The 12,068-nt window shown below is 72.9% G+C and carries 11 protein-coding genes; 6 read left to right on the forward strand and 5 right to left on the reverse strand.

Annotation, left to right across the window (positions count from 1 at the left end):
- The first annotated feature begins 258 nt into the window (after positions 1–258).
- The 4 genes from NJ376_RS11850 to NJ376_RS11865 all read left to right on the forward strand — a co-directional run bounded on the left by NJ376_RS11850 (position 259) and on the right by NJ376_RS11865 (position 4,317).
- On the forward strand, positions 259–1,818 hold the full coding sequence (locus tag NJ376_RS11850) for an ABC transporter substrate-binding protein (protein WP_252953472.1): 1,560 nt from the start codon (positions 259–261) through the stop codon (positions 1,816–1,818).
- Positions 1,819–2,167: 349 nt separating this feature from the next.
- Positions 2,168–2,866, forward strand: coding sequence for a molybdate ABC transporter permease subunit (gene modB, locus NJ376_RS11855; protein WP_456309273.1), 699 nt, complete (start codon positions 2,168–2,170; stop codon positions 2,864–2,866).
- Complete coding sequence (gene modC, locus NJ376_RS11860; RefSeq protein ID WP_252953474.1) at positions 2,866–3,987, forward strand: molybdenum ABC transporter ATP-binding protein; 1,122 nt, start codon at positions 2,866–2,868, stop codon at positions 3,985–3,987. Before modB ends, modC begins: the two co-directional genes overlap by 1 nt.
- A 27-nt stretch (positions 3,988–4,014) precedes the next feature.
- Entirely contained in the window at positions 4,015–4,317 is a 303-nt protein-coding gene (locus tag NJ376_RS11865) for a hypothetical protein (protein WP_252953475.1), read from the forward strand.
- Here the strand turns inward: NJ376_RS11865 and NJ376_RS11870 are convergent.
- A complete protein-coding gene (locus NJ376_RS11870; RefSeq protein ID WP_252953476.1) occupies positions 4,289–5,269 on the reverse strand; it encodes a Bug family tripartite tricarboxylate transporter substrate binding protein in 981 nt (326 codons plus the stop codon). The two genes, NJ376_RS11865 and NJ376_RS11870, sit on opposite strands and share 29 nt — an antisense overlap.
- A 306-nt stretch (positions 5,270–5,575) precedes the next feature.
- On the opposite strand from NJ376_RS11870, the gene NJ376_RS11875 reads away from it, so the two are divergent.
- Positions 5,576–5,824, forward strand: coding sequence for a hypothetical protein (locus NJ376_RS11875; protein WP_252953477.1), 249 nt, complete (start codon positions 5,576–5,578; stop codon positions 5,822–5,824).
- Between the two features lie 216 nt (positions 5,825–6,040).
- Here NJ376_RS11875 and NJ376_RS11880 read toward each other — a convergent pair whose 3' ends face one another.
- The 3 genes from NJ376_RS11880 to hflK all read right to left on the reverse strand — a co-directional run bounded on the left by NJ376_RS11880 (position 6,041) and on the right by hflK (position 9,713).
- Positions 6,041–7,669, reverse strand: coding sequence for a DegQ family serine endoprotease (locus tag NJ376_RS11880; protein WP_252953478.1), 1,629 nt, complete (start codon positions 7,667–7,669; stop codon positions 6,041–6,043).
- Between the two features lie 83 nt (positions 7,670–7,752).
- A complete protein-coding gene (gene hflC / locus NJ376_RS11885; protein WP_252953479.1) occupies positions 7,753–8,679 on the reverse strand; it encodes a protease modulator HflC in 927 nt (308 codons plus the stop codon).
- A complete protein-coding gene (gene hflK, locus NJ376_RS11890; RefSeq protein ID WP_252953480.1) occupies positions 8,676–9,713 on the reverse strand; it encodes an FtsH protease activity modulator HflK in 1,038 nt (345 codons plus the stop codon). The genes hflC and hflK overlap by 4 nt, the downstream gene beginning before the upstream one ends.
- A 388-nt stretch (positions 9,714–10,101) precedes the next feature.
- Between hflK and NJ376_RS11895 the strand changes: the two genes are divergently transcribed.
- Positions 10,102–11,259 carry an Mrp/NBP35 family ATP-binding protein gene (locus NJ376_RS11895; protein WP_252953481.1) on the forward strand — a complete coding sequence of 386 codons (1,158 nt, stop codon included), beginning with the start codon at positions 10,102–10,104 and terminating at the stop codon, positions 11,257–11,259.
- Between the two features lie 105 nt (positions 11,260–11,364).
- On the opposite strand, the gene NJ376_RS11900 is transcribed toward NJ376_RS11895, so the two are convergent.
- Complete coding sequence (locus tag NJ376_RS11900) at positions 11,365–12,018, reverse strand: hypothetical protein (RefSeq protein ID WP_252953482.1); 654 nt, start codon at positions 12,016–12,018, stop codon at positions 11,365–11,367.
- Positions 12,019–12,068 lie beyond the last annotated feature (50 nt).

A 12,068-nucleotide genomic window follows, 5' to 3' on the forward strand; every position in this document is an offset into this window, starting at 1 on the left:
CGCATCCTGGACCTGGCGGCGTGCGGTGCAAAGTGGTGCTGGACCCTGCTGCGGCGCCGGTCTCAAATGCGCCCAGAGGGAGGACCGGGGGCTTCCGGCCATCGGCGCCACAAGCGCCTGGCCCGGCATCGCCCCCGGCATGCGCAGGCGGGTCAGGGGACCCGCCGGCCATGTGCGGCATTCCCGAGGCGCCCCCCGCGCGGGGCAAGGATGCGGGGGGCGCGGCGCGGGCCCTCCCAAGCTGCTGGGAGCATCTCGATGCAGGGCATGTCCATCACCCGCCGCACCGCCTTGGGCGCCGGCCTGGCGATCCCCTTCTTCCCCCGGGCCCGGGCGCAGGCGGCGCCGGTGAACGTCATGCTGGAAAGCGAGGTGGTCATCCTCGACCCGCATGCCACCACCGCCGCCATCACCCGCACCTTCGCCACCCATGTCTTCGACACGCTGTTCAGCATGGACGGCCGGGGAATGATCCGGCCGCAGATGGTCGAGGCCTGGGAGCGCAGCGCCGATGGCCTCGCCTGGAGCTTCCGTCTCCGCCCTGGGCTCCGCTGGCATGATGGCGGGGAGGTCACCGCCGCGGATTGCGTCGCCAGCCTGGAGCGCTGGGCGCCGCGCGACAGCCTCGGCCGCATGCTCTGGGCGGCGAAGGCGGAGCTCGTGGCGCAGGACGCCCGCAGCTTCCGCCTGACCCTGACCCGCCCCTTTCCCCTGGTGCTGGAGGTGCTGGGCAAGCCCAACGCGCCCCTGCCGGTGATGCTGCCGGAACGCCTGGCGCGCATCCCGGTGGAGCAGCGCATCCGCGAGCCGATCGGCAGCGGCCCCTTCCGCTTCCGCGCCACGGAGTGGCGCCCCGGCAATGTCATGGTGCTGGAGCGCTTCGAGGCCTATGTGCCGCGCGAGGAGCCGGCCAATTTCCTCGCCGGCGGCAAGCGCGTGCACCTGCCGGCGGTGGCGCTGAAGACCCTGACCGACCAGACCACCGGCGCCAATGCACTGATGGCCGGCGAGATCGACTACATGCAGTACCTGCCCTTCGACCTGCTGCCGCGGCTGGAGCGCGCCCGCGGGGTGCGGGTGATCGGGCTCGGCGGCATCCACATGTTCCAGGGCAATTTCCGCATCAACCACGCGGCTTCGCCGATGGACGACCCCGCCATCCGCCGCGTGCTGTGGCGCTGCGCCGACCAGGCCTCCATCCTCACCGCCATCGGCGTGCCGCCCGCCTACCGGGCACCGGCCTGCCCCGCCTTCTTCCTCTGCGACGCGCCGCTCGACAGCCGCGCCGGCGCCGCCGAGATGGCCTATGACCCGGCCGAGGCGAAAAGGATGCTCGCCGCCACCCGGTACAAGGGGGAGAAGCTGGTCTTCATGACCACCGCCGGCGGCATCAGCCAGACGGCGACGGAGGTGATGATCCAGTCCATGCAGCAGGCCGGCTTCCAGGTGGAGGAGCAGGTGATGGACTGGGGCACGGTGCTGGCCCGGCGGGCGAAGCGGGAAGGCTGGCACCTCTTCGCCGTCTATGCCAACGGCACGGACATGTTCTCCCCGCTGACGCATTTCTACATCGCCAATACCTGCGCCGATTATCCCGGCTGGGATTGCGACCGGGAGGTGGCGGCGCTGCTGACCGCCTTCGCCGAAGCCGGTGACCCCGCCGAGCGGCGGCGGATCGCGGAGGCGATCCAGGCGGCGGCAGCGAAGCATGTGCCCGCCGTGATGTGGGGCCAGTTCACCATCCCGGCCGGGGTGCGGGAGCGGCTGCGCGACATGCCGCGCGCAGCCTACCCGATGTTCTGGGAGGCGCGGGTTTGAGGGCTGCGGCAGCGGGCGGCGCGTCCCATTCCCACGCGGCGCGGCGGCCGGAGGGGCGGGGCGGCTGGCCCTCGCCATGTCGGCCTCGAACCGCTCCTGCCGGGCTTCCGGACCGCCAGGCGATCCCGCCCGGCTTGGAGCATCTCCTGGCCGCAATTCCCCGGCCGCGGCGGCGGCGGAAGGCGCCGGGAGGTGGCAGGCAGCGGCCATGCCGGCCCGTCCGGCGCCTGGCGCGCCGCGCTGCCGGGGCATCACGGATGGACGCATCGCTGGCCCGCCATTATGACCGGCGGGCCATGGCGACGGGGCCGGACCGCATGGGATCGCAGCGCGCCCTTCGGGGCGGATGGTGAGCATCGGCCTTTCGCCGGAGGAATGGCAGGCCGTCCGGCTCAGCCTCGAGGTCGCGGCGCGCGCCGTGCTGGTGAACCTGCTGCCTGCCATCGCCGCCGCCTGGGTGCTGGCGCGCTGCCGCTTCCCTGGCCGCCTGCTGCTGGATGCGGCGTTGCACCTGCCGCTGGTGGTGCCGCCGGTGGTGGTGGGCTGGGCGCTGCTGCTGCTCTTCGGCGTGCGCGGCCCGATCGGCGCGCCGCTGCAGGAGTGGTTCGGCATCCGGCTGGTCTTCTCCACTGCCGGCGCCTCGCTGGCCACGGCGGTGATGAATTTCCCGCTCATCGTCCGGGCCGTACGCCTCGGGCTGGAGGCGGTGGATCCGGGGCTGGAGGCGGCGGCGCGCACCCTCGGCGCCGGCCCGCTTGACCGCTTCCTCACCGTCACCCTGCCGCTGATGTCGCCCGGCATCCTGGCCGGCGCGGTCACCGCCTTCGCCGCCGGCCTCGGGGAGTTCGGCGCCGTCATCACCTTCGCCTCCAACATCCCGGGCGAGACCCAGACCCTGCCGCTGGCCATCTATGCCGCCACCCAGACCCCGGGCGGGGAGGCGACGGCGGCGCGGCTGGCGCTGGTCTCCTTCGCCCTGGCCATCTGCGGCTTGGTGCTGGCGGAGCTGATCGCCGGCCGCATGCATCGCTGGCTGGGCCGCGCCTGATGCTGGAGGTGGCGCTGCGGCACCGCTTCGGCCCGGCCGGCTTCGCGCTGGAGGCGGCCTTCGCCACCCCGCCGCAGGGGGTGACGGCGCTGTTCGGCCCCTCCGGCTGCGGCAAGAGCACCATCCTCGCCGCCGTCGCGGGTTTGCTGCGGCCGCAGGCGGGGCGCATCGCCCTGGACGGCACCCTGCTGCTGGATACCGCCACCCGCCTCTTCCTCCCGCCCGAGCGGCGGCGCTGCGGCATGGTGTTCCAGGATGCGCGTCTCTTCCCGCATCTCGGGGTGGAGAGGAATCTGCGCTACGGCGAGCGCCGCGCGCCGCAGGACGCCACCGGCCCCGGCTTCGAGGAGGTGGTGGCGCTGCTCGGCCTCGGCCCGCTGATGGGGCGCCGGGTCGTGCAGCTCTCGGGCGGGGAGCGGCAGCGCGTCGCCCTCGGCCGTGCCCTGCTCTCCCGCCCCCGCCTGCTGCTGATGGACGAGCCCCTGGCGGCGCTCGATGCCGAACGCCGGCAGGAGGTGCTGCCCTTCCTCGCCCGGCTGCGCGATGTCGCCGGCCTGCCCATCCTCTACGTGACCCATGCGCTGGAGGAGGTGGACGCGCTCGCCGATGCGCTGGTGCTGCTGGAGGGCGGCCGGGTACTGGCCGCCGGCCCGGTGGAGGAGCTGACCGCCCGCACCGACCTGCCCCTCGCCCGGCGCCGCGATGCCGGGGTGCTGCTCGGCTGCCAGGTGGCGGAAACCGGGCAGGACGGGCTGACCCGCCTCAGCTTCCCCGGCGGCGCGCTGCTCACCACCCTGCCGCCCGGCCCCCCGGGCACGAAGCTGCGCCTGCGCCTCCGCGCCCGGGACATCGCTGTGGCGCTGGCGGAGCCGCGGGACATTTCCACCCGCAACGTCCTGAAGGCGCGCATCGCCGCCATCCAGCCTGCCCCGGCGCCGCAGGAGGTGTTCCTGGATCTCGCCATCGGCCCCAGCCATCTGCTGGCCTGCGTCACCCGGGACAGCGTGGCGCGGCTTGGCCTGCGTCCGGGCCTCGAGCTCTGGGCGCTGGTGAAGGCCGTCACCTTCGAACACCGCGTGGCGAGCGGGGAACCGCCCGCCGCCTCGGCGGCTATGGGGTGATCCGCCTCCTCGCGCCGGAGCCTGCCCATGCGTTCCTGCATTGCCTGCCGCTTCATGCTCTGCCACGCCGCCATCGGCTTCGGCATCGCCACCCTGTTCCTTGCCGCGCTGCTGCGGGCCGATCCGGGCGGCGTCGCCGGGGTGCTGCGCCAGGCCGGCGGCCATCCCTGGCCGCTGCTGCTGCTCTGGCTCTTCTGCGGCCTGACCTTCGGCGGCCTCCAGATCGGCGCCGCCATCATGCTGCTGGCGGAGCGGCCGGACGGCCGGGGGGAGGGGCATCTGCGGCCCATCCCCATCCGGGTCACTCGGCGCGGATCCCGAGCTGGCTGATCAGCGGGCCGAACAGCCCCCAGAGCTGGCGGAGCTGGTCGAGGAATTCGGTTGGCCCGCGCGGCCCGACCTCGACCGCGATGGTTTCGAAATGCTGGCGCAGCGCCGGCCTTGCCAGCCCGTCCCGCACCTCGGTCCAGAGCCGCTCGATGATCGGCTGCGGCGTGCCGGCCGGCACCATCAGCCCGTTCCAGCCGCCGATGTCGTAATCCCGCGGCCCGCCCACCGCGGCAAGGGGCGGGATCTCCGGCATCAGCCGCGACGGGGTGGCGGTGGTGAGGCCGAGGGCACGCAGCTTGCCCTCCCGCACCAGGCGCAGCGCCGCGGCGGGGGTGTCGAAGCCGAAATCCACATTGCCCCCGAGCAGCGCGGCAACCGCCGGGGCGCTGCCCTGGAAGGGGATGTGCAGCGCCTGCAGCCCCGCCTTCGCCAGGAACAGGGCGGTGACCAGGTGCTGCGCCCCGCCGACGCCGGAGGAGCCATAGCTGTACTTGTCTGGGGCGTCGTGCAGCAGGCGGAGGAAGGCGGCGAGGTCGGTGGCGGGGAATTCCGGCTTCACCAGCAGCATGAAGGGGGTGAGGCCGTAGCTGGCCACCGGTGCCAGCTCCCGCTCCACGTCATAGGGCGTGCGCTGGACCAGCGGGCTGAAGCTGATCGGCCCGATGGAGGCGGCGAGCAGGGTGTAGCCATCCGGCGGCGCCTTGGCGACCATGTTGGTGCCGATCTGCCCGCCGGCCCCCGGCCGGTTCTCCGGCACCACGATCTGGCCGAGCTTCTCGGTGAAGAGCTGGGCGACGAGCCGGCCCTGGACATCCGTGGACTGGCCGGGCGGCCAGGGGATGATCATGCGCATCTGCCGGCTGGGCCAGGGCGGCTCGGTCTGGGCCAGGGCAGGGCGGGCGAGGGGCAGCAGGGCGGGCATGGCCCGCAACAGGTGGCGGCGGCGTGGCATGGTCGTTTCCCCCGGGCCGGCAGCGGCCTCGGACGTGCCGCTTCGCTGGCCCGGCGCAGCCTAGAGCAGATATCCGGGAGGGCAAGGATCCCTGCGGCGGGCATTTCACCCTGAGACGTGATCGCCCCGGGCAGTGCGGAGGCGGGGAGGAGGCCGTGCCACCGGGCCGGAAGCGGGCGCGCGATTCCCATGGCGGGAATGTTTGTGGCTTGCCCGCCCCCGCGCACCTCGGTAGAGTTCTCCGACATTGCGAATGACTCGCAATTTGGCAAGGTGGCGAGAGTGTCAGGCATGCAGGCTTCGGTCATGCGAGAGTCGATTGCCGGGGCGGGTGGCACGATGCGGCGCTGCGAGCGGGCCGTGGTCAATGCCTACCGGGAGCTGCGCGAGGCCGGCTCGGACGATCTCATCGCCTTTCGTGCCTGCACCACCATCTACCGGGTGCACCACCCGGAGGCCTCCATCCAGGAGGCGCGGCATCTGGTCGCCGAATGGATCGACCACCACGTCATCCGCGGCGATGACGGCCCGACCGAGGGCTGCGACTGCGACTGAGGCCGCCGACCGCCACCACCGGCAGGCTGTGAAGGGCGCCTCGGGCGCCCTTTTTCATTTGCTTGGTGCGCCGAGCCGCCGGCCCCTTGCCCCGGCGGCCGATCCCTGACCGCCCGCTGCCAGTCGCGGCTTTGCCGCGGCTGGCTGTGCGAGGCCCTCGGGCCGGAAACGCCGCCGGGACCCCGGCGGCGTTGCGCGGCAACCCCGTAGGGGAGTTCAGCCCGGGCTGCCGCGCTGCCCGCCGCGCAGGCGGAGCGGCACGAAGCGCTGGCCCTGCTGGGTCTCGATCAGCAGCAGCGCGCTCGGCCGGTTCTGCTTGCGGAGCTGCTCCAGCCGCTGCTGCACCTCCTGCGGCGTGGTCACCCGCTCCTGCTGCACCTCGACGATGACGTCGCCGGGCCTGAGCTCGCGCTCCGCCGCCGGGCTGTCCGGCGCCACCTCCATGATGACCACGCCGCGCTGGTCCGGGCGCAGGCTGAAGCGGTCCCGCACCTCCGGCGAGATCGGCGCGACGCGGAGCCCGAGGCCCGACAATTCGGTCGGCCGGCTGGCCGGCGCCTGGGGATTCGCCGCCGCCTGCTGCTGGTCGCCCGGCAGCTCGCCCACGGTGACGGAGAGCGTCACCTCCTTGCCGTCGCGCCAGACCACCACCGGCACCTGCCGGTCCACCGGCGTATCGGCCACGATGCGGGGCAGGTTGCGCATCTCCCGCACCTCCTGCCCGTTGAAGCGGAGGATGACGTCGCCGTTGCGGATGCCGCTCTTGGCCGCCGGCCCGTCCTCCTGCGCCCGCGCCACCAGCGCGCCGCGGCCGCCGCCGGAGAGGCCGAGGCTCTCGGCGATCTCGTCCGTCACCTGCTGGATGTTCACCCCCAGCCAGCCGCGCCGCACCCGCCCGCCTTCCTGGAGCTGCGCCACGATGTTGCGCGCGAGGTTGGAGGGGATCGAGAAGCCGATGCCGATGGAGCCACCGGTCGGCGAGTAGATGGCGGTGTTGATGCCGATCACCTGGCCGTCCAGGTTGAACAGCGGGCCGCCTGAATTGCCCCGGTTGATCGCCGCATCCGTCTGGATGAAGTCGTCATAGAGGCCCTGGTTGATGTTGCGGCCGCGGGCGGAGACGATGCCCGCCGTGACCGTGCCGCCGAGGCCGAAGGGGTTGCCGATGGCCAGCACCCAGTCGCCAACCTGCGCCGTGTCGCTGTCGCCGAAGCGCACCGCGGTCAGCGGCTTGTCGGTGCGGATCTTCAGCACGGCGATGTCGGTGCGCGGGTCGGTGCCCAGCAGCTCGGCGCGGATGCTGGTGTTGTCCTGCAGGATGACGTTGATCTCGTCGGCGCCGTCGATGACATGGTTGTTCGTCACCACGATGCCGTTCTGCGCATCCACCACGAAGCCGGAGCCGAGGGCGCGGGCCTGGCGCCGCTGCGGCGCCTCCGGCGCGCCGGGGCCACCCGGCCCGCCCGGGCGGTTGCGGTTGAAGAAGTCGCGGAAGAATTCCTCGAAGGGGCTGCCGGGCGGCGCCTGCGGGGTGTCCGGCGCATCCGGCCGCTGGCCGGGCCGGGCGGCGTTCTGGCTGGTGGAGATGTTCACCACCGCCGGCAGCAGCTGCCGGGCGAGCGGGGCGAAGGAGGAGGGGGCATCCCGCATCGGCACCGCATGCGGGGCATTGGCCGAGGGGTCGGCCGGCGGCACCGCTGCCGGCGGCGTGGTGGGCGGGGCCGCCGGCGCCTGGGCGAAGGCGGGCCCCAGGGGCAGGGCGGCAACCAGCGTGGCCAGGGCAAGCGGGGCCAAAGCAAGCCGGGCAGGGGCAAGCCGGACCGGGGCGGGTGGGGAACTGCGCATCAGCTTGTCCTCATCTCCTCGCGGCGGGGTGCTTCCCCGGCCGCGGCGGTAGGGTGAGCGGACGGGCCGGCGGCCCGCCCTGGTCAGGGCTGCGCCGCGGCCGGGGCCGGCGCGGCGGCCGGGCCCGGGGGGGAGGCCGGGGCGGCCGCCTGGGGCAGGCTGCGGAAATAGCGGAAGAACTCGCTGTCCGGGCTCAGCAGCATGCGGGACTCCCCATCCGAGAAGGCTTCCCGCATCGCCTGCATGGTGCGCCAGAACTGGAAGAATTCCGGGTCCTGCTGGAAGGCCTCGGCGAAGATGCGGATGGCCATCTGCTCGCCCTGGCCGCGCAGGATCTCGGCCTGGGACTGCGCCTCGGCCAGCAGCACGGTGCGGTCGCGCTCGGCCGCGGCGCGGATGCGCTGGGCCTGCTCGGCGCCCTCCGCCCGCTGCTCCCGCGCCACCCGCTCGCGCTCCGACTGCATGCGGGAGAGGATGGCCTGGGTGTTCTCCTCCGGCAGGTCGGCGCGGCGGATGCGCACATCCGTCACCTCGATGCCGAAGTTCTTCGCCTCCTGGTCCACCCGTTGGCGGATCTCGCCCATGATCCGGGCGCGGTCGGCCGAGAGGACGGCGAGCAGGGTCTCGCTGCCCAGCGTATTGCGCAGGGTGGAGGAGACAATGGGGGCGAGCCGCAGGCGGATGCCACCCTCCGTCGCGCCCACCGTCTGGTAGAAGCGCAGCGGGTTGGTGATGCGGTAGCGGGTGAAGGTGTCCACCACGATCCGCCGCTGGTCGCCGAGGATCACCTCCTGCCCCGGCGCGTCGAAATCCAGCAGCCGCCGGTCGAAGGCGATCACCGAATCGACGAGCGGAACCTTCCAGTTCAGGCCGGGCTCGGAGATCACCCGGCGCGGTTCGCCGAAGCGGGTGATCAGCACCTGCTGGGTCTGATGGACGGTGAAGAGGGCGGACATGGCGCCGACGACCACGACGCCGAGCACCACGACAAGGAGGATGAGGCGATTCATCGCGCCGCCCCCGTCGCGCCGCGCGGCGCGTTGCCGAGGGTGGGCGCCGCGGCGCCTGGCGCCGGGCGCGGCGCCCGGGCGGCCTCGCCGCCGAGATTCAGGAAGGGCACCAGCCCCTGCAGCCGGTCATCGACGATGACCTTCGGATTGCGCCGCAGGATGTCCTCCATGGTTTCGAGATAGATGCGCCGCATGGTGATGTCGCGCGCCTGGCTGTAGGCCGCGAGCACCTGGGTGAAGCGCTGCGCCTCGCCGCGCGCCCTTGCTTCCTGGCTGTCGCGGAAGGCCTGGGCTTCCTGCAGCATGCGCTCCGCCTCGCCGCGGGCGCGAGGGATGATGTCGTTGCGGTAGGCCTCGGCCTCGTTGCGCTGCCGCTCGCGGTCCGCCGCGGCGCGCTGCACGTCGCGGAAGGCCTCGATGACGGCCGCCGGCGGATCCACCTTCTGCAGCTGCACCTGGGTGATGGCGACGCCCGCCCGGTACTGGTCCATGATGGCCTGGGTGCCCTGCGCCACCTGGGTCTCGATCAGCCCGCGCGCCTCGGTCAGCGCCGGCTGGATCGGCGTGCGGCCGATCACCTCGCGCATCACGCTCTCGGCCGCCGATTTGATGGTGGTTTCCGGGTTGCGGGTGTTGAACAGGAAGTCGCCGGCATCGCGGATGCGCCAGCGGACGACGAAGTCGATGTCGATGATGTTCTCGTCGCCCGTCAGCATGAGCGACTCCTCCAGCACGTCGCGCCCGACCGGGCCGCGCGCGGTCGGCTGCTCGCCGGAGCGGTAGCCGATGAAGACGAGGTTCTCCGTGGTGACGCGGGGCGTCATCACGCTCTCGATCGGCCAGGGGAGGTGGTAGTTCAGGCCGGGCTGGGTGGTGCCGGTGAAGGCGCCGAAGCGCAGCACCACGCCCTGTTCGTCCGGCTGGACGCGGTAGATGCCGGAAGCCGCCCAGGCGGCGAGGAGGAGGAGCAGCAGCACGCCGACGGCGAGCCCGCTGCCGCTGCCCTGCGGCAGCCAGCCGAGCGGGCCGCGCATCCAGTCCTGCGCGCGGCGGATGAGTTCGTCGAGATCCGGGCCCGGCCCGCCCCCGGGGCCGCGATTGCCGCCCCCGGGCGGGTTCGGCGGTGGCGTTCCCCACGGCCCCCCCGGACGGGGATTGCCCCAGGGGCTGGGTCCGCCATTGTTCAACGCCATTGCTTGTGTCGGCCTCCGCTGGTCGTCCCGGCCAGACCGCCAGGCAGCATCCGCGCGCCGGGGGCTGGATGCGTTCCGTCGGTCCAGCCATATGTCACCGCCCAGGCCGCCGCAAGTCGGGCGCCGCCCCTGCCGCAGGGAGCGGCCCCGGAGTGGCCCCGCGGGGCGACGGCACGGGCGGCGTGCTGTTTCGGCGCGATATTGTCGGGTGGTGGGAGCTTTTCAAGCGATGGCCGAACAACTGGTCGAGGCGGTGACGGCGGCGCTCCGCCGGGTGCAGGACCCGGTCTCCGGCCGCGACCTGGTCAGCGCCGGCATGGTGCAGGGGCTCGCGGCGCGGGACGGGCTGGTGCAATTCGCCCTCGCCGTGCCGCGGGAGCGGGCGCGGGAGATGGAGCCGCTGCGCCAGGCGGCGGAGCAGGCGGCGGCGGCCGTGCCCGGGGTGCTGAGCGCGACCGTGGTGCTGACGGCGCATCGCGAGCCGCAGGGGCCGAAGCCGGGCGGTGCCGGGCAGGCGGCGCCGGCGCATGGCCATGCGCATGCCCATGCGCCGCGCCCCGGCCCGAAGGCCCCGGCGGGCCAGGGGCCGCTGCTGCTGCCGGAGGTGTCGAAAATCGTCGCCGTCGCTTCCGGCAAGGGCGGCGTCGGCAAGTCCACCACCGCGGTGAACCTCGCGGTCGCGCTGGCGGCGCAGGGGCTGCGCGTCGGCCTGCTGGATGCCGACATCTACGGCCCCTCCCTGCCGCAGATGCTGGGGGCACGGGAGAAGCCGCGCACCGAAGGCCAGCAGATCATCCCGCTTTCCCGCTGGGGGCTGAAGGCGATGTCCATTGGCTTCCTGGTCGATACCGAGACGCCGATGATCTGGCGCGGCCCGATGGTGATGGGGGCGCTGGAGCAGCTCATGGGCCAGGTGGCCTGGGGCGCGCTCGACGTCATGCTCGTAGACATGCCGCCGGGCACCGGCGATGCGCAGCTCACCATGTCCCAGCGCGTGCCGCTGGCCGGCGCCGTCATCGTCTCCACGCCGCAGGACGTGGCGCTGCTGGATGCGCGGCGCGGCATCCGCATGTTCGAGAAGGTGAACGTCCCGGTGCTCGGGCTGATCGAGAACATGTCCTTCTATTGTTGCCCGAATTGCGGGCACCGGGCGGAGCTCTTCGGCCATGGCGGGGCGCGGGCCGAGGCGGAGAAGCTGGGGGTAGAATTCCTCGGCGAGTTGCCGCTGAAGCTCGAGATCCGGGAGCTGGCGGATGCCGGCACGCCGATCGTCGCGGCACGGCCCGAGACGCCGGAGGCGCGGGCCTATGCGGCGATTGCGGCGCGGCTCTGGGCGAAGCTTTCGGGCGCGGCGGCGGCGGCGGGGCCGCGGATCGTGATCGAATAGGGGAGGGCGGTTGCCGGCGCCGGGCCCCTGTCCCCCGGCAGCCGGGCCGCCGGAGGACAGGGGGACGCCTCGCCCGGGGGGCAGCGGGGCGTGGCGCGGTCGGGCTCAGTCCGGCAGGCGCATGAAATTCGCAGCCGCGGTGGCGCGCGACATCAGCGCCCGCATGTCCGGGTTGTCCTGCGAATTCTCCGCGATCAGCGCTTCCATGGGGCAGAAGAACTCATGCGCCTGGGCGATCTGGCTACGGGCGAAGCCGTCATAGTGCCGGCTCTTCAGGCCGAAGACCACGCGCACGTCGCGGACCGGCAGGATGAGCGGCGTCTGCGGCTCCGCCTTCAGCATGCGGATGAGCTTCCAGCGCGGCATCGCGTCATTCGGCTGCACCGGCGCCAGCAGCCAGGGCACCGGGCAATAGGCGAGCAGCGAGCTGGTGCTCGGCGCGAAGCGGGAGCGCTTGTCGAGCAGGTTCTGCAGGGAGGAGCAGGCCTCAATGCAGAGGATGTCCACATAGGGGTCGATGGCCGAGGGGCTGAAATGCAGCCACAGCCCGTCCGGCAGGGTGCGCAGCCGGTTGGAGCCGGGCAGCTTCAGGAAGGGCTGCGCCGCCACGCTCGGGTCCCCGGGACGGCCGCGGAGCCAGGTTCCCGGCTGCTTCGGGGAGGCTTCCACCCCGGGCGGTCGCTGGGGCCACTTCTTCAGTTGTGTCCGGACCATGTTGTCGAGAGCGTAGTGCGTGGAATAGGCCAAAGCCTCGCTCATTGGAAGAGTCCCGCCGAATGAATGCAACCTGCGGGTATAACAGAGCGCGA

Source organism: Siccirubricoccus soli (assembly GCF_024178315.1).
Classification (GTDB): Bacteria; Pseudomonadota; Alphaproteobacteria; order Acetobacterales; family Acetobacteraceae; genus Siccirubricoccus; species Siccirubricoccus soli.

Excerpts from the sequence above, each read along its gene's own strand:
- NJ376_RS11850 (WP_252953472.1), top strand. The coding sequence starts at position 259 with ATGCAGGGCATGTCCATCACCCGCCGCACCGCCTTGGGCGCCGGCCTG.
- modC (WP_252953474.1), top strand. The coding sequence starts at position 2,866 with ATGCTGGAGGTGGCGCTGCGGCACCGCTTCGGCCCGGCCGGCTTCGCG.
- NJ376_RS11865 (WP_252953475.1), top strand. The coding sequence starts at position 4,015 with ATGCGTTCCTGCATTGCCTGCCGCTTCATGCTCTGCCACGCCGCCATC.
- NJ376_RS11870 (WP_252953476.1), bottom strand. The coding sequence starts at position 5,269 with ATGCCACGCCGCCGCCACCTGTTGCGGGCCATGCCCGCCCTGCTGCCC.
- NJ376_RS11875 (WP_252953477.1), top strand. The coding sequence starts at position 5,576 with ATGCGAGAGTCGATTGCCGGGGCGGGTGGCACGATGCGGCGCTGCGAG.
- NJ376_RS11880 (WP_252953478.1), bottom strand. The coding sequence starts at position 7,669 with ATGCGCAGTTCCCCACCCGCCCCGGTCCGGCTTGCCCCTGCCCGGCTT.
- hflC (WP_252953479.1), bottom strand. The coding sequence starts at position 8,679 with ATGAATCGCCTCATCCTCCTTGTCGTGGTGCTCGGCGTCGTGGTCGTC.
- hflK (WP_252953480.1), bottom strand. The coding sequence starts at position 9,713 with ATGCGCGGCCCGCTCGGCTGGCTGCCGCAGGGCAGCGGCAGCGGGCTC.
- NJ376_RS11895 (WP_252953481.1), top strand. The coding sequence starts at position 10,102 with ATGGCCGAACAACTGGTCGAGGCGGTGACGGCGGCGCTCCGCCGGGTG.
- NJ376_RS11900 (WP_252953482.1), bottom strand. The coding sequence starts at position 12,018 with ATGAGCGAGGCTTTGGCCTATTCCACGCACTACGCTCTCGACAACATG.